The organism is Paenibacillus sp. J22P90 (assembly GCF_059692195.1).
In genome coordinates, this window is sequence record NZ_JCAUAY010000002.1 from 1,204,102 (window position 1) to 1,223,094 (window position 18,993).

General features: G+C 46.6%; 21 protein-coding genes and 1 riboswitch. Of the genes, 2 read left to right on the forward strand and 19 right to left on the reverse strand.

The features are described from left to right. Window positions 1-20 precede the first annotated feature (20 nt). From cobS to AC58UX_RS10030, 17 genes are all read right to left on the reverse strand, one after another. Complete coding sequence (gene cobS / locus AC58UX_RS09950; protein ID WP_497251939.1) at window positions 21-842, reverse strand: adenosylcobinamide-GDP ribazoletransferase; 822 nt, start codon at window positions 840-842, stop codon at window positions 21-23. Next, complete coding sequence (gene cbiB, locus AC58UX_RS09955) at window positions 818-1,792, reverse strand: adenosylcobinamide-phosphate synthase CbiB (RefSeq protein ID WP_497251941.1); 975 nt, start codon at window positions 1,790-1,792, stop codon at window positions 818-820. Before cbiB ends, cobS begins: the two co-directional genes overlap by 25 nt. Window positions 1,793-1,829: 37 nt before the next feature. Further along, window positions 1,830-2,390 carry a bifunctional adenosylcobinamide kinase/adenosylcobinamide-phosphate guanylyltransferase gene (cobU, locus tag AC58UX_RS09960; RefSeq protein WP_497251943.1) on the reverse strand — a complete coding sequence of 187 codons (561 nt, stop codon included), beginning with the start codon at window positions 2,388-2,390 and terminating at the stop codon, window positions 1,830-1,832. Between the two features lie 26 nt (window positions 2,391-2,416). Further along, window positions 2,417-3,487: a nicotinate-nucleotide--dimethylbenzimidazole phosphoribosyltransferase gene (gene cobT / locus AC58UX_RS09965; protein ID WP_497251945.1), complete on the reverse strand. Its 1,071-nt coding sequence runs from the start codon at window positions 3,485-3,487 to the stop codon at window positions 2,417-2,419. Window positions 3,488-3,510: 23 nt separating this feature from the next. After that, window positions 3,511-4,287: a heme ABC transporter ATP-binding protein gene (locus tag AC58UX_RS09970; RefSeq protein ID WP_497251947.1), complete on the reverse strand. Its 777-nt coding sequence runs from the start codon at window positions 4,285-4,287 to the stop codon at window positions 3,511-3,513. 5 nt (window positions 4,288-4,292) lie between these two features. Further along, window positions 4,293-5,330 (reverse strand): FecCD family ABC transporter permease, encoded by a 1,038-nt coding sequence (locus tag AC58UX_RS09975; protein WP_497251949.1) that lies wholly within the window; start codon window positions 5,328-5,330, stop codon window positions 4,293-4,295. After that, window positions 5,330-6,346 carry an ABC transporter substrate-binding protein gene (locus AC58UX_RS09980; protein WP_497251951.1) on the reverse strand — a complete coding sequence of 339 codons (1,017 nt, stop codon included), beginning with the start codon at window positions 6,344-6,346 and terminating at the stop codon, window positions 5,330-5,332. Before AC58UX_RS09980 ends, AC58UX_RS09975 begins: the two co-directional genes overlap by 1 nt. A 162-nt stretch (window positions 6,347-6,508) precedes the next feature. After that, window positions 6,509-6,658, reverse strand: a riboswitch (cobalamin riboswitch). Between the two features lie 31 nt (window positions 6,659-6,689). Continuing rightward, window positions 6,690-7,217: a hypothetical protein gene (locus AC58UX_RS09985; RefSeq protein WP_497251953.1), complete on the reverse strand. Its 528-nt coding sequence runs from the start codon at window positions 7,215-7,217 to the stop codon at window positions 6,690-6,692. Between the two features lie 59 nt (window positions 7,218-7,276). Continuing rightward, window positions 7,277-7,543: an aspartyl-phosphate phosphatase Spo0E family protein gene (locus AC58UX_RS09990; protein ID WP_497251955.1), complete on the reverse strand. Its 267-nt coding sequence runs from the start codon at window positions 7,541-7,543 to the stop codon at window positions 7,277-7,279. A gap of 80 nt (window positions 7,544-7,623) precedes the next feature. Next, window positions 7,624-8,826 (reverse strand): aminotransferase class I/II-fold pyridoxal phosphate-dependent enzyme, encoded by a 1,203-nt coding sequence (locus AC58UX_RS09995; RefSeq protein WP_497251957.1) that lies wholly within the window; start codon window positions 8,824-8,826, stop codon window positions 7,624-7,626. Window positions 8,827-8,841: 15 nt separating this feature from the next. Continuing rightward, the gene (locus AC58UX_RS10000; protein ID WP_497251959.1) at window positions 8,842-9,333 is read right to left on the reverse strand and encodes an Lrp/AsnC family transcriptional regulator; all 492 of its coding nucleotides are present in this window, start codon (window positions 9,331-9,333) and stop codon (window positions 8,842-8,844) included. Between the two features lie 198 nt (window positions 9,334-9,531). Next, a complete protein-coding gene (cysK, locus tag AC58UX_RS10005) occupies window positions 9,532-10,452 on the reverse strand; it encodes a cysteine synthase A (protein ID WP_497251961.1) in 921 nt (306 codons plus the stop codon). A 63-nt stretch (window positions 10,453-10,515) separates the two neighbouring features. After that, complete coding sequence (locus AC58UX_RS10010; RefSeq protein WP_497251963.1) at window positions 10,516-11,742, reverse strand: MFS transporter; 1,227 nt, start codon at window positions 11,740-11,742, stop codon at window positions 10,516-10,518. A 119-nt stretch (window positions 11,743-11,861) separates the two neighbouring features. After that, entirely contained in the window at window positions 11,862-12,365 is a 504-nt protein-coding gene (locus AC58UX_RS10015; protein ID WP_497251965.1) for a hypothetical protein, read from the reverse strand. Between the two features lie 138 nt (window positions 12,366-12,503). After that, entirely contained in the window at window positions 12,504-12,923 is a 420-nt protein-coding gene (locus AC58UX_RS10020; protein ID WP_497251967.1) for a DUF350 domain-containing protein, read from the reverse strand. Between the two features lie 125 nt (window positions 12,924-13,048). Then, entirely contained in the window at window positions 13,049-13,729 is a 681-nt protein-coding gene (locus AC58UX_RS10025) for a PspA/IM30 family protein (RefSeq protein WP_497251969.1), read from the reverse strand. A 92-nt stretch (window positions 13,730-13,821) separates the two neighbouring features. Further along, window positions 13,822-16,182, reverse strand: coding sequence for an endonuclease MutS2 (locus tag AC58UX_RS10030; protein WP_497251971.1), 2,361 nt, complete (start codon window positions 16,180-16,182; stop codon window positions 13,822-13,824). 194 nt (window positions 16,183-16,376) lie between these two features. Between AC58UX_RS10030 and AC58UX_RS10035 the strand changes: the two genes are divergently transcribed. Then, on the forward strand, window positions 16,377-16,745 hold the full coding sequence (locus AC58UX_RS10035) for a phage holin family protein (protein ID WP_497251973.1): 369 nt from the start codon (window positions 16,377-16,379) through the stop codon (window positions 16,743-16,745). Between the two features lie 175 nt (window positions 16,746-16,920). Next, complete coding sequence (locus AC58UX_RS10040; protein WP_497251975.1) at window positions 16,921-17,397, forward strand: cupredoxin domain-containing protein; 477 nt, start codon at window positions 16,921-16,923, stop codon at window positions 17,395-17,397. 88 nt (window positions 17,398-17,485) lie between these two features. Here the strand turns inward: AC58UX_RS10040 and AC58UX_RS10045 are convergent, their stop codons facing one another. Further along, a complete protein-coding gene (locus AC58UX_RS10045; protein WP_497251977.1) occupies window positions 17,486-18,169 on the reverse strand; it encodes a transposase in 684 nt (227 codons plus the stop codon). 269 nt (window positions 18,170-18,438) lie between these two features. Further along, entirely contained in the window at window positions 18,439-18,993 is a 555-nt protein-coding gene (locus AC58UX_RS10050) for a CvpA family protein (protein ID WP_497251979.1), read from the reverse strand.

The following is an 18,993-nucleotide window of genomic DNA, read 5'->3' on the forward strand; positions in this document are numbered from 1 at the left end:
CCTTCTAAGGATTACATGCTCTACATGTGAATGATGATGATAACTCCGAGCAAAAGCACGCTTTCCAGAAGCTCGTTTAAAGCACCGTAGGTATCTCCTGTAAGGCCGCCAAGTTTGTTGCTGATGTAGGCGGCGATAGCTGCCCCAGCAACAATTGTAATGGCCGTGAAGCCTAAGACGATGCTCCAGCTTGGCCAGGAGGTTGGGTTAGAGAAGGTAATGAAAAGCGTAGTTGTTAACAGAGCTACTAAGAAGGATACAGCGACATGCTTGTAGTTAACGCCACGGAACAGGCTGCCTAACCCGGAATTTGGTCTTGCGTATGGCCAACTTTTAATGGCAGCAACCATGAACCAACGGCTCCACACAGGGATGATCGCCAACAGGATAAGCAAACTTCCTTGTTCATATAGATCGTTTGCATCCAGCATGGTGTATAGCAATGAAAATTTTAGCAGCAAGTGAAGTACACACACAATCACGCCCATTGCGCCCACGCGGCTATCCTTCATGATCTCAAGCATTTGCTCGCGAGGTCGGTGACTCAGTATGCCATCTGCCGTATCCATGAGGCCATCGAGATGAAGTCCGCCAGTGAGAACTACCCAGATCGTTAAGAGCAAGACAGCTGCTGGCATGGTCGGTACTACATGGGAGAGTCCTTCTCCGGCGGTTAAAAGGATGACGCCGATTACGGCGCCAACAAGAGGGTAAAATATGGAGCTGCGCTGAAAGACGCGCTCGGTATAGTCAATCTGCACTGGAATCGGCAGACGTGTTAGGAATTGAAAGGCTGCTGTGACAGCTCGCAGCCAGTCTACCAAAGTATGAGTATGACGCACAGGAGTCCTCCCATCACTACATAACTGACGCCGTAAAGCATGCCCACGGCGTGCACAATATCCTGCTGCGTCCGCGGCCGCAGCGGCCAGCCCAGGCGGGCGCGCTCACTAGCAGCGCCGCCATAGGCGTTCAGCCCGCCAAGCTCGATCCCGAGTGCTCCGGCAACCGCCGACTCCGGGATCCCGCTGTTCGGGCTGGGGTGTAGATGCGCGAAGCGGCGAATCGCCGCCGCTGCGCGCGAGGCTGAGAGGCCCGGCTTCGCCAGGGCCACGAGAATGAGCAGGAGCCCGGTCAGCCGCGCCGGGATCCAGTTCATGGCGTCGTCCCAGCGGGCCGACGCGGTGCCGAAATGACGGTATCTGTCATTTCGGTAACCGACCATCGAATCCAACGTATTCGATGCACGGTATAGCATCGCCAGCGGCGCACCGCCGATGAGCGCGTAGAACAAGGGCGCGATGACCGCGTCCACGATGTTCTCCGCGACCGTCTCCACGACGGCTCGCGTGAGCTCCGGCTCGTGGAGCGCATCTGTATCCCGGCCAACGATGTAGCCGGTGTACTTGCGAGCATCCGCGAGATTGCCTTCCCGCAGCGGATTGTAGACCAGATACGCGGCATCTTTTAAGCCTTTGATCGCCACCGTCGTGGAGATCAGCCACGTCGACACGGCGTAACCCAACCAGCGATGAACATCGTTCGCGAAATGTACAAGCACAAGAACGACTAGAAAGCTTAGTGTGATCGTTGAAAGTGTTAGCAGGGCACCCTTCCATTGCAACGCTCTTACGCTTTGACCTTTTGGATAGAGCCGCCCCTCCACCCAACGAATCCAACGGCCAATGATAATTACAGGATGAGTGGGCCATTTCGGATCACCAATCAGCCAATCCAATATGATCGCAGCGGCTGTCATCCCGACGATTTCCTGCCATGTATATATCCACATAAGGGCATCACCCTTCTATACTTGCATCAAGCAACTTTTAGTCTAAAACATAGGCTCTGCTCTTTAGTTCGATCGGAATCCCCGCTGTAACGAGAAATACCTGCTGACAGACTTCAGCTAATCGCTGATTCATCCGTCCAGCCAAATCTCTAAATTGACGACCTAGCCGGTACACCGGCACGATGCCGTCACCAACTTCATTCGTGACCAAGATAAGTTGTCCACTGTAGGAGGACACGGCATTCACGAGCTCATCGATTTGCTTCGTTACGAGCTGAATGACCTCGCTCTCCTTCTCGTAGAAGAGCAGCCAATTCGTCAGCCACAGGGTGAGGCAGTCGACCAACACCACAGCTCCCTCGCCGCTCTCGTGGAGCTGCTCGAGACAAGCCCGCAGCGCATACGGCTCCTCCCGAGTTTCCCAAGGGAAACCCGCGAGAAGCCTTTGCTGCTGGTGCAGCCCCACCCGCTCCCTCATTTCCTCATCGTAGATGTGGGAGGTCGCGATGTAAACCCCCTGCTTGCTGCGATGCATCGCCAGCTTCTCTGCGAAGGAGCTCTTGCCGCTGCGCGCTCCGCCCGTTACCAGGACCGCCATCGTGTCCGCCTCCTTCCCTCATGTACTTACCCTCGCGACACGCCTGCGCTTTCGAATGTCGCCATTTCTTTCATGATCTTGCCTGCGGCATCGATCAGGTTGAATACAAGCACAGCTCCCGTGCCTTCGCCGAGCCGCATATCCATTTGCAGCATCGCTGCGAGGCCAACCGACTCGAGCAGCTTCGTATGTCCCTGCTCCTGCGATAAGTGCGAGGCGAGCATGTAAGACGCGCTTAGCGGAGCTAATCGGCTCGCCACAAGCGCCGCTGTCGACGAGATGAAGCCGTCGACGACAACCGGGCAGCGATGCTTCGCCGCTCCCAGGATCACCCCAACAAGCCCGGCGATCTCCAAGCCGCCGACCTTTCTTAAAACTTCAAGCGCATATTCGGCGCTTGAGCCCTCATTCACGCCAATCAGCCCATTCACTGTTAGCGCCCTATTCACAACCGACTGCTTATGCAGCCAAGTCGCATCATCAATCCCCGTTCCACGGCCCACAGCAAGGCCAGTGTCTAACCCCGTCAATGCGCATAAAATCGCCGCACTTGCCGTTGTATTCCCAATACCCATTTCGCCCGTGGCGAAAAGTCGGTAGCCTTTTGCCACCAAATCGTCCACAATCTCGCTGCCCGCCACTATCGCCTGAATCGTCTCTTCTAGCGTTAACGCCGCTTCCTTCGCCATATTGCGCGTACCCATTCTTACTTTGCGCGAGACGAGTTTCGGGTGCTCCAGCTCTGCATTGACCCCCATATCGACACAAACCACATCAGCTCCAGCGTGTCTAGCTAGAACATTAACTGCAGCCCCGCCATACAAGAAATTGAGCACCATTTGTGGCGTTACTGCTGCTGGGAAGGCACTGATGCCTTCCTCACAAACACCATGGTCACCAGCCATGACGATAACGGCTTTTTTATCAAAAGTAGGCATCACTTCGCCTGTAATTCCTGCGACTTGTCGTGCGATATCCTCCAGCTTACCTAAGCTGCCCTGCGGCTTGGTCAATTGGTTCAGATGGTCATTCGCCTGCAGTGCCACCTCCTGATGGATGGGCTCAATCGCGTTAATCAAGGTATGTAGTCTGTTCATTATCGTCATCCTCCGGCTCTTCATTATTTCCTTGGTTGTAATAAAATCTGCGGCGCCTCGCTCACAGGGTGCTTCAGTACAATCGGCTCTGTGCCGTACACTTCGGCAATTCGTTCACTCGTAATAATGTCTTTCGGTGTTCCGATGGCAGTCACTCGACCCTCATGCACAATCATCAATCGCGTGCAATATTGCGCCGCCAAATTCAAGTCATGCAGCACAGCAACGACCGTAAGCTCTGACTCTTGCTGCCAGCTGCGAATATAATCCATCATCTGTATTTGATAACCGATATCCAAAAAGGTCGTAGGCTCATCCAGCATAAGCAAACTAGGCTGCTGCGCCATCACTTTCGCTAACGCTACCCGCTGACGTTCTCCTCCACTTAAACGCTCGATTGTACGATCGACAAACGCTTCCAGTTCGAGCTTTGCAAGGATCGCATCGATAAGCCCATCTGCCTCAGCTGTATCCTCGCCAAGCCAATTTTGAAACGGGTAGCGTCCCATCTCCACAACTTCACGAACCGTGAAGCCAACGGGGGGTAATGCATCCTGCTGAAGCACAGCGAGCCATCTAGCCAGTTCTTTTCGCGAATACGAGGAAACTGGCTTTCCTTTTACCGTCACATGCCCTTGTCGAACTGGATCCATGCCGGAGAGAAGTCGAAGCAAGGTAGATTTACCGCTGCCATTGGGTCCAATAATCCCAAAAAACTCCCCCTGCCGAACCTCAAAGCTAATCCGGTCCAAAACTATTTGTTCATGAAAACTCTGACCGAGCTGCTCCACTTTAATCATCGTGATCAACCTCTTAACGTTTTCTTATCTTTATGGAGCAGGTAGGCAAAAAATGGCGCACCCAGAAACGCCGTTATCACACCGAGCGGAATTTCCGTAGGACTAAGCAGCGTGCGAGCTAAGGTGTCTGCCCATAACACATAAATCCCTCCGCCAATGGCGGATAAAGGAATAATCAATCGATAGTCGGGACCAACCAACATTCGAACTAAATGCGGTACGATCAATCCAACGAAGCCGATTACCCCCGCCACAGATACGGCTGCAGCTGTAATCAAGGTAGAAGCGATCAGCACAATCACCTTGGTACGCTCCACATGAACACCGAGATGAGCCGCCTGACGCTCACCTAATGCAAGCAGATTTAACGATCTCGCATAGCTTAGCAGAACGACTAGACCAATCAATAGATACGGTGAAATCATATACGTATATGACCATCCTCGCATCGCTAGACTTCCCATCAGCCAAAAAATAATCTCATTAATCGTTTGATTGGAAATGGATACCAAGAAGGACACGAACGCACCTAGAAAAGCTTGCATCACAACACCAGAAAGAATCAGCGTCTCCATTTTCAGCTTCCCTTCAATCATCGCCAGCTTTAAGACCAGAAACAGGGAAATTAGCCCCGTCACAAAAGCCAGTATCGGGATCGACCATTGCCCAAACAAGGAGAATTGCAGCCCAAAATAAATAACAAAAGCAGCCCCTGCGGAAGCACCTGAAGAAACGCCAAGCGAGTAGGGGTCAGCTAGCGGGTTGCGTAAAACCCCTTGAAAACCAGCGCCTGCGATGGAAAGCACAGCCCCAACAAGTATGCCTAGCAGCACACGCGGGATTCGTACTTTATTCATGATTTGCTCGGAAGTTTCCGGCCAGTTTACTTCGATATGACTCCCAATCCACGGAAGATGCTTCGCCAAGATCCCCACAATATGTGAAATGGGAAGCTGGGCTGAGCCAATGGATAAACTCACCACAATAGAAAGAAGAAGGAGTATAACTCCTACTCCTCCCCCTAGCATCAATTTTCTTTTCATTATTTCACCAGTTCAGGATAAATCCCTTTCGCCATTTCCAATAAACCGTCCGTCAATCTCGGACCTGGGCGGCTTACCAAGTTTTGGTCGAGCCCTATCACGCGTTTATTTTTTACGGCATCAATGGCATCCCAACCACCGCGCGTACGAATGATTTCTTCTAACGGCTTCTTGCTTTTGAAGTCCACGATTCCATTTGCAAACAAAATCACGTTTGGATTCTGTTGAATGATCTTCTCCTCGCTGATTTCGTACCAACCTGCTTTATCGCTAGCTACGTTAACGCCACCTGCGAGCGTAATCAGTTCATCCATGAACTCTCCGCTTCCCACAGTCCAGCCTGGGGCAAATTCCATATATACTTTCTTCTTATTCGGCTGCTTCACGTCTTTCACAGCATCTACAACCTTTTGACGATCTGCTTTCATTTTAGCAACAATTTTATCCGCTTGCTCCTGATGATCCGTAATAAGTCCAAACGTTTGAATATTAGTAATGGCGTCATCTAGCGTCTTCGGCTCAACTTTAAAAACATTAATATTTAAATCACGCAGCTTCTGGACCGACTCTGCGCTCATGGATACACCTGTTATGACAAGCGATGCATTGGAAGCAATAACGGCCTCCATGTTCGGTTTCGTGATACTTCCCAGTTTCGGCTTCGATTTAGCCGCTTCTGGATAATCATCGAAATCAGATACACCGACGATATTGGCGTCAAGTCCTATTGCAAACAGCGCTTCTGTCTCTGCTGGGGAAACCGAGGCGATACGCTCTGGCGCCTTGTCAAAAGTAAATTCTTTCCCCGTTGCATCCTTCACTTTCAAAGGATATGTCGTTTTCTTCGCTGTGACTGGTGCTGATGTTGTTGCTGTTGTCGGTGCCTTCGTCCCCTCACCGCCAAGCTTGGAAGGATCCGAGATTTCGGTTTCCTTTTTTGCGCAAGCTGCTAAAGAAATAGCTGTTGCAAACGCTAATGTTAAAATAAGCCCCTTTTTGATCCTAGTTTGTATCATCTAATAAACCCTCTTTCTACTTCATCATTTTCGATCCAATCTTATGTAAACAAAAAAGTCCCCTTGTTCACTAGGAACGAAGGAGACGATAAATCGCGGTATTGGGCAACGCACATGCTTACGCTGCTTCCTGATTTAACGCGATCCTTTTCCTCGAAGGATGTTGTAACGGCATCATAGGCAGGTATCCTGACTCTCCAGACTTTCGCAAGACTGAATTACAGTGGCGGGACCGTGCCGGATTTGAACCGGCTTCCCCTAAACTCATAACCTTCCAAGAAGCTTATGAGAACCTATGATTGCAAATTATACGATCAACTATTTGTCGATTATAGACGTTCTCTTACTTTTCCGCAATGATTTTAAGGACTTTCAAGGACTCGTCCATTTTCGGAGCATTCTGAGGAATGAACGCGTACAGCCCTTTTCCTTCATAGCCTTGCTCTTTCATCCATTTATTCCCGTTCAATGGGATGCCATATAAATGTTTTTCAGCCGCTTTGCCTTCTTCTTTAATTTCGATAACCCCGTCAGGGTAATCTGCAGGATTAATCGTGTTATCTAAAGAAACGAACCCCGCTTGGTTGCTCAAGCCTTTGAACTGCTCTTCTCCCAAGATGAAGATCCCGTTACCACCAGCTGCTAGCTCAACAATCATTTTTTCCATTGAAAAAATAGGAGATGTATTCAGCTTCACTGTCGGAAGTTCCCCTATCTTAAGTTTCAAAGAAGTTTCCATTTTCTCCGCCGCTTCGCTTGGGAAACCATTAGGTCCCATAATAAATATGGAAACATCTGCTTTCGGACCTCCACAAGCCGTCAGCGTCAGCATCATGCCTAGCAATACAACGAGTAGCCATTTCGCCTTCATGTACGTATTTCCCTCCGTCATTGCTCTCTCTTATCGATAGTCGCCAGAAAAGTCGGTTTTCACCGACTTTTCTTTCCAGCTGCCATATATTCGTTTATTTTTAGATCCAGCATTGTGCTTAATTCAACAACTGCATCAGATGTCATTTCTTTTCCTTCCATGACCATCTGTTCCATTTTACGCCGCAACGTGTTGATTTCTTCTTCAAGTAAGTTTAGGGAATTTTGCTTCTTGGCATGTCTGGTCAGCCAACGCTGTCCGAACTCTTGCTCGCGAATTTGAAATTGCTTTTGAAAGTTAGTAAGCTGATATTCCATAAAAGCCATGCTCATCCCTCCTTACTATAAGAATACCAGTTTTCGCCGCCTATGAATATATGAAAATGTTACAAAATTAATCACAAAAGTTATAATTTCCTTAAGAATTTACCAATTCTTTCTAAAGCTTCATTGAGTTGAGAAACACTGTAGGCATAAGAGCAACGCAGGAAACCTTCTCCGCCCAATCCAAAAACATCCCCAGGCACAGCAGCAACCTTAGCTTCGTACAAGAGACGCTGCGCAAATTCGTCAGAAGTCAGGCCTGTCGCCACAATACTTGGGAACGCATAGAATGCGCCCTGTGGTTCATGACATTCAAGTCCTACTTCACGGAAGCCTTTAACAACCAGCCGTCTCCGTTGATTGTAAGATTCGATCATCCGATCCTTCTCTTCCAATCCATTCGTCAACGCTTCATGCGCGGCTACTTGGCCCATGACAGGAGCGCACATGACTGTGTACTGGTGAATCTTGGTCATTGCTGAGATCAGCTCTCGGTGACCGCAAGCATACCCCATCCGCCAGCCTGTCATCGCGAACGCCTTGGAGAATCCGCTAACTAGAATCGTCCGATCCTGCATTCCCGGAACCGCGGCAAAGCTCACATGCTTCTGACCGTATGTTAGCTCTGCATAAATCTCATCAGAAATAACGATCAGATCATGTTCTTCAACAACTTTAGCAATCGGCAGCCAGTCCTCATAGGACATAATACCGCCAGTTGGATTGCTTGGGTAGCAGAGGATTAATACTTTGGATTTTGGCGTAATCGCATCACGAAGCGCCTTTTCCGTTAGCTTAAACTGATCCTTCGCAAACGTTTCGATACCAACGGGCACCCCGCCACTAATAGCTGTGATGGGAGAGTAAGAAATATAACAAGGCTCAGGAATCAGAATTTCATCCCCCGGTGTAATCAGTGAGCGAAGAGCAAGATCAATCGCTTCACTGCCGCCAACCGTAACGAGCACTTCATTCGATGGCTCATATTTCACTTTAAATGACGTATACAAATAGTTCGCAATCGCTTCGCGCAGCTCCGGGATCCCAGAGTTTGGCGTATATTTGGTTCTGCCGCGCTCCAAGGAGTGAACAGCCGCTTCACGAACGTGCCAAGGCGTGGAGAAATCCGGTTCGCCAACACCAAGTGAAATAATATCCTCTTTGCTATTGCTTACGAGATCAAAAAACTTCCGAATGCCAGACGGCTTCATCTCACGCACGGCAGGAGCGAGGTAATCCTGCATGGATTTTTTACTTGTTTGAATCGTTGTCTCATCCTTGATCATGGCGCTACCTCTTCCTTACGGCGACACAAGCATCCGATGATCATCTTCCTGATCTTCGAAAATAATGCCGTCTTGTTTGTATTTTTTCAAAATAAAATTCGTTTTCGTGGAGAGAACTCGATCAATTGGCGATAGCTTATTGGAAACGAAAGAAGCAACCTGCTTCAGCGAGCTGCCCTCAATCTCGACGAGCAAATCATACGCTCCTGACATGAGATAAACCGATTTGACTTCCGGATATAAATAGATCCGTTCCGCAATCGCATCAAACCCGCGCCCGCGCTCCGGCGTAATTTGCACTTCAATTAGGGCAGTAACCTTCTCGTCATCTACTTTGCTCCAGTTTACGACTGTCGCGTATTTGACGATGACCTTATCCGCTTCCATCTCGCTTATCGCTCGCGCAACTTCGGCCTCCGCCGTATCTAACATGGTGGCGATCAGATCCGCGCTCCTGCGGGCGTCTTCCTTTAGTAATTCGAGAATTTTAAGCTTCAAAGTATCCATGGTTAAACCTACCTTTCTGAAATATGTTTCATTCATCCATTCATCTTACAATGAATCACTGTCCTAATTCAATTACTGATCGCTGAGAAAGGCAGAATATTTATATATATTTGAAAATTCCACTTCTATAGGCAAAATAAAAAGCCACTGGATGACTCTCCAAGTGACTTTTGATTGCCATATTCACCTTATATTTGGTTAAAAAAGATCCATACTTAAATAACGTTCACCCGTATCCGGTGCAATACAGATCACTCGTTTTCCTGCACCAAGCTTCTTTGCAACCTGAATGCCTGTCCATACCGATGCTCCTGCAGACGGACCGACGAGGATGCCTTCCTTGCTCGCCAAATCCCTCATCGTTTGAAGCGCGTCCTCATCGGACACCTGTACAATTTCATCATAGATGCTGGTGTTCAAAATTGCTGGAACAAAGCCTGGGCTAGTCCCCACTAGCTTATGAGGCCCGGGACTTCCACCGGAAAGCACAGGTGATCCTTGAGGCTCAACGACGTATATTTGAATATTCGGCAGTTGTTCCCGAAGTACTTCACCCGTCCCAGTAATCGTCCCCCCCGTACCCGAAGTGGCAACAAACGCATCTAAACGGCCTTCCATTTGCTGCAAAATTTCAGGTGCAGTCGTGACCCGATGAATACTTGGATTGGCTGGATTTTCAAATTGCTGTGGAATAAAGCTGCCGGGAATTTGATCCCGCAACTCTATAGCCTTCGCAATGGCACCAGGCATCCGTAAAGCGGCTGGCGTCAGCACGACTTCGGCTCCATAAGCCTTCAAAATATTGATGCGCTCTTTACTCATATTATCCGGCATAATCAAAATGGCCTTATAGCCCTTAGCCGCCGCGTTCATTGCAAGTCCAATCCCCGTATTTCCGCTGGTAGGCTCAATAATTGTCGCTCCTGGCTGAAGCATTCCTGATTTCTCAGCTTGATCAATGAGATTCCATGCAGCCCGATCCTTCACGCTTCCACTTGGATTGAAGTACTCCAGCTTCACGTACAGCTCAGCAGCTTCCCCATCCACCAAACGGTTAATCCGTACCGCGGGGGTATCTCCGATTAGCTCTGTGATGCTGTTAACCATCTTTTTGGACATTCGTGCCCCCTCCTCATCCCACAATGATAATATTCACATTTTCATGTGGAAACCCAGTCCCTGTCAAGACTTGGTTACAGGCAACTTATTTCTTATAAACACCCAGGAGAAGAAGGTTGAGCTTCCGATCACCAACAGCAGTATGTTAATCACCAGCGGCTCTTTGCTCCATGAGATCACACAGATAAATAACAACACACCGCATACCCGCCCCACATTCAAAGACAGTTCCCGCAGAACGATGTATTCTTCCCTTTGTTTTGCACTTTCATCATCCGAGCCAATTAAGTCAAAGACAACTGAAACCATAGGGATAGAGTACATAGGGAAAAAGAGTGCAGATCCGATCCCGAACATCAACAAGGTGCTGTACGTTACTTTCCAAAAGAACGGCAAAATGACGAGAACGACCATTACAGAGCCAATGAACATGCTCATTTTGCGGAAAGACGGCCTGATGAATCGACCTGCTGCCCAGAAGCTAACTAGCGCAACGGATGACGTAATTAGAGCGAAATTGCCTAGGCTTGCTTCACTTGACGTGGATATGTACACCAGTAGCCCAATCATAAAACCAAATACACCCTCACGTACGCCCTGAAAAAGTAAAGCCAAACTCACTCGCCTCCAGGGTGTTGTAGGTTGCCTAAGTATCCGCAATGGGAGCAGCCACTCGTAAGTGCCGCTCAACTTTCTCTTTTTCAGAAAAAAACTAATCACCACGCCTAGTACAAATATGCCTAGTGAGATTGAAAAGATGAGGCGATAACCTGGTCCATCACCTAAACTGACAATGAGAAAACCTGAAATCCACGGAGCAATGATGCCGGCAAAAGCACCTAGAAGGCCAACCCAACCATTGAATCGATCTCGGTTGTCTGGATCCGTCACTTCGAAGTAAACGACGTTAAATGCTAGCCAGAAGAAGCCTACGGAGATCCCTTGTACTAAACCTAACCAAACGAAATAATGGACACTGCTCGTCCCCAACCAGAGAACCAGCATGTAGAAACAAGCGGATATGGAAACACCTAAACGCAAACAAATCATTTTATTGTGTTCTTTCACCCACTTGCCAGCTAACCAGAAGGTAATCGCCATGGTCAAATGAGTCGTCAGAGTAAACCAGCCAATTAATGTAAAATCATTTTTCGCTTTCCACAAATAAACGCCGACAAATGTGCCTGATAAAGCATTCGCTCCGCCGAATAACGCAAGAACAATAAGCAAAAGGATCGCCTGAGCATCCAGCCTCCCTTTGCTTTTCACGTTCGGTTGATGACTTTGCATTCTCCTCCTCCTACCTAAGTGTGAGTATTGGCTTTTGTTAAGCTTCCCCTTTGGAGTGAAAATATGAGGCAAATGCAAGTAAAAAACCGAATCCATCTGGACTCGGTTTCTATTTAATCCTATTTTTCTGATTTAATTCGTTCCACCATCAGCAAACGATCTGTGTCAGAGAGCACTTTTTCCACTCTAAAACATGAAGGGCACACATACACATCCGACGTGAATGGTCCTGTTAGGAACGCACTTCCTAGCGTCTTCGGAATATTCGGCGTGAAGGAAGCTTCGCTTGTCACTTCCGTTCCAGCATGGAGCATGAACTCATGACAATTCGAGCACTCTGGCGCTTCTTCCTGTTCATCCGTCAGCTGTTGAACCTTTTCGCCGTACTTATCAAGCGGCTCGTCGGAATCATCCCAAGCCAATGATAAATCCTCATCCGATTCAACATACTCCTGTTCATTGAAGCGCAGCTTTTGACCCGTTTGCTTCACCTTTAGATCAATGCTGCGGTAATCACTCAATTCATTAAAACAATGTGGACACTCGTCTTCAGGTCCAATCTCCGGATCCCAAACGATCTCTGTTTGGCACCACGGACATACAACTTCTTCATTGCTGCTCATTGCGAAATCCTCCACCTAATTGCATTCATGCATATTTCCATACATAATAAACCCCTGCTGCTACAAACACAAGTGCGATAGCAAACAAGGTTCCCCACAGGTATTTCATTGTTTAAGCCTCCAAAACTATGTATGATACTAAGTTACACATGCTCCAACCACATAGGATAAGGAGACAGATAGCGTTAAAGACAAGAAACCTACAGCGCGGTTATCCTTCTTAATTTCCTCATCGATTTTGAAGTAAGGGGTGAGGAATTCAAAAATAAAGTAGGCAACCAACAACAGCAAGAAGCCATAGCCAGCCCAAACGAGAGAGTGAATCATGGTGTCATTGTTTAAAATGGCAAAACGGAACAAGTTACAAATCCCAAAAATTTTCCCGCCGGTTGCCATGGCTACCGATAAATTACCTTTTTTAATTTCAGCCCAATCGTCATACTTCGTAACCATTTCAAAGATGGTAAGAAAAACAACTAGCGCGACTACTGCTACAGCAAAAAATGCAAGCGTTGATAAATACGGGTTACTTAACAAGACATCCACCTCTTCGTTCATATCATCTCCTGCCTTCCTTTACACAAGTAGAGAGACTTTAACTCGATTAAAGATCCCTTAATCCCTATATATGGTAGTAGAGACTGAGTATGACTCAGTCTCTCGCAGGTACAACTAGTATAACATTAGGATTGTTTTTTTTCAGCAAGCTTTGCTTTCATTGCAGCGAGCTCATCGTCAATTCCGCTGCTACTTGCGCCTAGCTTATCTAATTCGTCGTCTAGGCTGCGGCTTTTCGCACGAATTTCTCCACTTGCTTGCGCTTCAGCTTCCATTTGAAGCACTTTTTCACTCATGCGATCGAAGCCTTTAGCAGCATTGTCAGTACCGAAGCCAGACATAGCTTGGTTGATTTGTTTCTGTGCTTTCGCTGTTTCTGCACGAGCAATCAACAAATCCTTTTTGTTTTTCATTTTCGTGAACTCGTCTTTCATTTCTGTCAATTGAGCACGAAGCTGATCTGCATTCGTTTTAGCAAGATCATATTGACGTTTCAACTCATCGTAACGACCTTGATGCTCTTTCTTATCTGCTAGTGCGCGGCGGGCCAAATCTTCATTCCCTGCTTCGAGGGCCTTCATAGCCTGCTCTGTACGTTTGGTAACCATTTCTTCGGACTCTTCAACTTGCAGTTTGAATTTCTTCTCGATAGCAATTTGCTTCGCAACTGCAGCTTCTGCTTCCATAATATCTTCTTCCATATCACGCAAGAACTGATTTAGCATTTTGACAGGATCTTCTGCCTTATCCAATAAATCATTGATGGATGCCATAGTCATATCACGAAGTCTTTTGAAAATTCCCATTTTAAAATTCCTCCTAAGGTTTATTACTCTTTTATACCTATTTCATACGCAACACCAGAGAATGAGTTTCAAAAAGGATGAAAAATTTAAACTTATTTCAATTCGACGACTGTAACCCCAGCTCCGCCTTCATTGTAATTACCCATACGATAGCTTTTTACGTGCTTATGACGGCGCAAATAGTCCTGCATCCCTGTCCGCAGCACACCTGTCCCTTTGCCATGAATTAAATACACTTGCCCAAAATTACTCAAGAAGGACTCATCCAAGAATCGATCAGCTTCGATCATCGCTTCCTCCATATTCATTCCGCGCATATCCAATTCCATTTTAACATTGTCATCACGTGTACGTTTGAGGGTAGTTGCTGTTTTCTGCTGTTGTTTAGGCTGTGGTGCGTTGCCTGTCTTCTCCAGATTGGATAGCTGCACCTTGATCTTCATGATGCCCAACTGTACATTCGCTTCTGTTGTCCCTACTAAATCAACCACGTGCCCCTTTTGACCCAGTGAGATGACGCGTACTTCATCTCCTGCTTCAATCTGCTCAGGGCGCTTCTTCAACGCGCGAACTTGCTTGCTGCGCAGCTCTGGCGTCGCTTGATCAAGACGCCGTTTTGCTTCCACTAGACGGTGGTCCTTAACACCACCCTTTTCCTCTTGCGCCATGCGGCGAAGATCGGCAATCACTTCGTCCGCTTCGCGACGAGCTTTAATAACGGCCTCACGCGCATCGCGCTCTGCTTTCTCCAGCAGCTTATCACGCTGCTCGTCGAACTTGAGCTGTTGCGCCTCTAACGATTTGCGCATCGCTTCTGCTTCTTTGCGGATCTCTGCCGCAGCGTTTCGCTCCGATTCTGCAATCAAACGATTCTCCTCAAGAGAAGCAATCATAGACTCCACACGCTGATCTTCCTCGCCAACTTGTGTGCGAGCATGCTCAATAATACGTCGAGATAGTCCAAGCCGCTCAGCGATCGCGAACGCGTTACTACGTCCAGGTACACCTACAAGCAAACGATAAGTCGGGCTCAACGTTTGGATATCAAACTCCATGCTCGCGTTGATCGTACCAGCCTTTTGATAAGCATATGCTTTCAGTTCAGAATAGTGCGTTGTTGCGATGATGCGACAGCCAATCTGATGAATGTAGTCCAAAATCGAGATCGCCAAGGCAGATCCTTCTGCAGGATCTGTACCCGCGCCTAACTCATCGAGCAGTACTAAGCTCTTCGGCGTCATATCCCGCAAAATACTAATGATATTCGTCATATGACTCGAAAAAGTACTCAAATTTTGTTCAATGCTTTGTTCATCGCCAATATCCGCATAAATGGCATCGAATACACACAATTGCGTCCCTTCCTCCGCAGGAACAAAAAGTCCTGACATCGCCATTAGGCTAAGAAGACCAACTGTTTTAAGGGATACTGTCTTCCCCCCTGTATTCGGCCCTGTTACGATAATTTGTGAGAAGTCGTTGCCCAGCTCCAAATCAAGCGGCACGACAACATCAGCTGCAATTAGCGGGTGTCTTCCCTTTTTGATTTTAATGAAGCCGCGGTCATTCAATCTTGGCATCGTTGCCTTTAGCTCTCTAGCCAATCCCGCTTTGGCAAACGTAAAATCAAGCTCTGCCAGCTGATCCACATCCAAAACAAGCACTTCCACCTGCTCGGCAACCAGCTCAGTCAATGCACGCAAAATTTTCTCAATCTCAGCTTCTTCTTTAAACTTGAGTTCACGAATTTTATTATTCAATTGCACAATGGTATCCGGTTCAATATAAAGTGTCGCACCAGAAGCCGATTGATCATGAATCATCCCGCCGAAGCTGGAACGGTATTCCGCTTTCACCGGAATTACAAACCGGTCATTACGTATCGTAATGAGCACATCTTGAAGCATTTTCTGAACGGAAGAATTGCGAATCATCTGTTCCAATCTCTCACGAACTCTTGCTTCGCCTGTTCGAAGCTCACTTCGTACTCTCCCCAGTTCAGGACTTGCTCCATCTACGACAACCGCATTTTCATCGATACAGCTATTGATTTTATCCTCTAATTGCTTGTTCTCTGTCAATAATTCCACTTGCGACTTCAACATCGGTATCGCATATTCCTCATGAACAGCCAGGACAAATCGCTTCAATCTACGTGTTCCAAACATCGTTGTTGAAATCTCCAGGAGTTCTGTAGGATTCAACATCCCTCCGATACGCGCTCTATGCAAAGCAGAGCGAATATCTCTGATGCCGCCGAAAGGGGCATTTCCTTTAAGACGCTCTACATTTACAGCCTCATCTGTTGCCTGCAGACGTAGCTTGACGAGTTCAAAGTCCCCTTTGGGCTCAAGCTGCTCTGCTGCTGCTTTTCCAAGTGATGTCGAAGCATGATGAGCTACTTTATGTAAAATCTTCTGATATTCTAATGTTTTTATAATTTTCGGATTCAAAGTTCCCAACCTCTTTTCTCTACCCTATATTATAAACCAATTTGAACCCGATTAGCTATGGAGACTATGATTATATGGAAGATTCTCCCCACCATAAATATCTCAATTATGGACACACTAAGCTCATGCATCTACTCCTCTGCCAAGGAATTGCAAATCGTCACAATCAAAGCATAAAGAAGGAGGTTCACGACATGCATCTTCTTGGACATCTGGTAAGGTTTATTGTTTCAGCTTTGGTTTTAATGTTTGTAAGCTGGTTAGTCCCGGGATTTAAGGTCGGTGGGTTTTGGAGCGCTTTTTTCTTGGCACTCGTCATTGCCATCGCGGCGTGGATCATTGAAGGGGTCTTCGGTAAACAAATCACACCGTTTGGCAGAGGTATCGTAGGGTTTATTGTGAGCGCATTAGTCATTTGGGCCGCTCAATTCATTGTGACCAATGTATCTACGAGCATGATAGGTGCCATTTTAGCTGCTTTAGTCATTGGGATCATCGACTTGTTCATTCCAGTGAAAACCCCTTTCGAGCAAGGGATCACAGGTAGAGAAGATCGTCGATAAAAACCTGTCAGTTTCCATAACTGACAGCCAAGGTAAAGCCCAAAAAAGATCGGCCTGCTGCGTTTTTAATCGCCGGGCCGATCTTTTCTATGTTTTTCACTAGTTTGTCACTGTATTTTGGAAAAACGTCGTGTACAATAGTGATTGATATCATTATGTATATGGAGGGGAACCCATGAAAAAACTTACGATTCTTCTGATGGGACTAGCAGTTATTATTGCCATCACAGCATGTGGAAACAAAGACTCCAAGACATCGGAAGCTGCAGCAACAGCTACACCAGCCTCAACTACACAAGCTACTACTAAACCAGCTTCATCACCAACAGCAGCTGCAACTACTGCTGCTTCTGCTTCACCAGCTGCAACTACCCAAGCTGCTGCCGGAGGACAACAAGTCGTCCTCAAAGCTACAAATTTTCAATTTGATAAGACTGAATATCGAATCAAAAAAGGTGAATCCGTAACAATTACACTTGATAATTCCCAAGGTATTCACGGCGCATCCATTAAAGAGTTCGGTATTAACCTCAACAATGGCAATAAAACTGCTACCTTTACACCAGATAAAACAGGTTCATTCCCAATCACCTGCTCCGTCATGTGCGGATCTGGACATGCAAATATGAAAACAACACTTATCGTTGAGTAAATATTAGATTTGCTATACGAAGCCTGATCACGTTTTTCGTGATTGGGCTTTTTTTATTGAGATTCTACACAATACATCAAATATCGCATCAGACAACCTGAAAATACCCTAAAAAATGAGGGTATAAATAGACAGAAAAACAGGCATCCATCCATTTAGTGAATATAACGTGTTCTGAATATCTAACGTTTCTACGGGTCTTAAACAGGAATCTTGCTAAGCTACTCGTACACTTCTTTTGTTTGACAATTCTCACTTCACTCTGCTGCTCTTCATTTGCTTCTTCCAAGGCCTCTTTTGTTGATTTAAGGAACTTTTTATTGCCCTTGCGTACATACTGTTTATGTAGCGCTAGTTGAAGCTTCTCCAACATCAACTTAGCTGTACGATAATTCACGCCAAGTAAATCTGCAAACGCTGGGATTGAATAGCTCATCTTATCTTCGATCAACAAACGAATGGCTTTAAACCAAAGCAATAAAGGCAGCTTAGATTTATGCATGATGGTACCAGATGTTATCGATATTTGTGTACCGCATTCCTTACACTCAAGTAAATTGCGCGTCTTCACTTGATAAAAATTTTCATGATCACATCTTGGACAGTAGAACCCATGAGCCCAACGACTTTTCATTAAGAACTTCTCACAATCTTCTTCTGTCTGAAAAGCAGCCATATCCATTGAGCCTATAAGGTGCATTTGCATAATAAGATCAACTCCGATACAAGAACTTGTGTTCCTATATTTATTATATCGAACATTTGTTTCCATGTAAAGAAAAAAATGTATGTTTGGGAGGAGATGTTTCTGCGTATTTCATTTTCTGAGGTAACTACAATCGATATCGGTTGTCTAGGCTAGTCTGGTTATTACTGACTTTATCCGTTACGTTGTAAGAATTAACTGGTCGTCCCTGTGATTCATCGCATTGTAGATACTTCAGAAAAAATATTTTGCCACATATATGGCCAGTCACACACTCTTTCTAATGGCTTTAAACACAAAAAAACTACCGCTTTCAATATGAAAGACAGTAGTTGCTATAAGGAGATCCCTTGTTTCCATAGATCATGGAGTTTACCTGCTACCTGCGGAAGCTCGTTAATCAGATAAGGAGCTATGGACGAGCTTGCTAGTAGCTTTTGGGGACCATCAGAGGGAATGATGGTCATGACGTTAACTGCAATGACAATGATGAGCAGCGCTTCCGCTAAGCCCAGTAATGCACCGCTCCAACGGTTAATGGCATTGAGCCCAGGGGTTTTGGCTAGAACATTCAATGCTCTGCCAATGATCATGAGCGCGAGCTTTACACCGAAGAATAAGAGCGCAAAGGCGATCGCATTTAAAATATAAGTATCTAAATTGAGGCCTTTCACGATGAATTCGTATTTTTGATAATTTTGATAGGTTGGTAGTGAAATTGCGCTCTTGAGCAGTGGAGCAAGGTCCTTGTAAAAATAAAAGGCAACCAGATAAGCAAGGATCATACCCGAGATGGAAACGATTTGAGCGATAAATCCGCGAAAGTAACCAATGAGCAATCCTAAGCCTATGACCGACATCAAGACGTAGTCTAGTGTATTCAATGTCAC

Bases quoted from the DNA above. Each gene is read 5' to 3' on its own strand.
- cbiB (WP_497251941.1), bottom strand. From the start codon at position 1,792: ATGTGGATATATACATGGCAGGAAATCGTCGGGATGACAGCCGCTGCG.
- cobU (WP_497251943.1), bottom strand. From the start codon at position 2,390: ATGGCGGTCCTGGTAACGGGCGGAGCGCGCAGCGGCAAGAGCTCCTTC.
- cobT (WP_497251945.1), bottom strand. From the start codon at position 3,487: ATGAACAGACTACATACCTTGATTAACGCGATTGAGCCCATCCATCAG.
- AC58UX_RS09970 (WP_497251947.1), bottom strand. From the start codon at position 4,287: ATGATTAAAGTGGAGCAGCTCGGTCAGAGTTTTCATGAACAAATAGTT.
- AC58UX_RS09975 (WP_497251949.1), bottom strand. From the start codon at position 5,330: ATGAAAAGAAAATTGATGCTAGGGGGAGGAGTAGGAGTTATACTCCTT.
- AC58UX_RS09980 (WP_497251951.1), bottom strand. From the start codon at position 6,346: ATGATACAAACTAGGATCAAAAAGGGGCTTATTTTAACATTAGCGTTT.
- AC58UX_RS09985 (WP_497251953.1), bottom strand. From the start codon at position 7,217: ATGAAGGCGAAATGGCTACTCGTTGTATTGCTAGGCATGATGCTGACG.
- AC58UX_RS09990 (WP_497251955.1), bottom strand. From the start codon at position 7,543: ATGGCTTTTATGGAATATCAGCTTACTAACTTTCAAAAGCAATTTCAA.
- AC58UX_RS09995 (WP_497251957.1), bottom strand. From the start codon at position 8,826: ATGATCAAGGATGAGACAACGATTCAAACAAGTAAAAAATCCATGCAG.
- AC58UX_RS10000 (WP_497251959.1), bottom strand. From the start codon at position 9,333: ATGGATACTTTGAAGCTTAAAATTCTCGAATTACTAAAGGAAGACGCC.
- cysK (WP_497251961.1), bottom strand. From the start codon at position 10,452: ATGTCCAAAAAGATGGTTAACAGCATCACAGAGCTAATCGGAGATACC.
- AC58UX_RS10010 (WP_497251963.1), bottom strand. From the start codon at position 11,742: ATGCAAAGTCATCAACCGAACGTGAAAAGCAAAGGGAGGCTGGATGCT.
- AC58UX_RS10015 (WP_497251965.1), bottom strand. From the start codon at position 12,365: ATGAGCAGCAATGAAGAAGTTGTATGTCCGTGGTGCCAAACAGAGATC.
- AC58UX_RS10020 (WP_497251967.1), bottom strand. From the start codon at position 12,923: ATGAACGAAGAGGTGGATGTCTTGTTAAGTAACCCGTATTTATCAACG.
- AC58UX_RS10025 (WP_497251969.1), bottom strand. From the start codon at position 13,729: ATGGGAATTTTCAAAAGACTTCGTGATATGACTATGGCATCCATCAAT.
- AC58UX_RS10035 (WP_497251973.1), top strand. From the start codon at position 16,377: ATGCATCTTCTTGGACATCTGGTAAGGTTTATTGTTTCAGCTTTGGTT.
- AC58UX_RS10040 (WP_497251975.1), top strand. From the start codon at position 16,921: ATGAAAAAACTTACGATTCTTCTGATGGGACTAGCAGTTATTATTGCC.
- AC58UX_RS10045 (WP_497251977.1), bottom strand. From the start codon at position 18,169: ATGGAAACAAATGTTCGATATAATAAATATAGGAACACAAGTTCTTGT.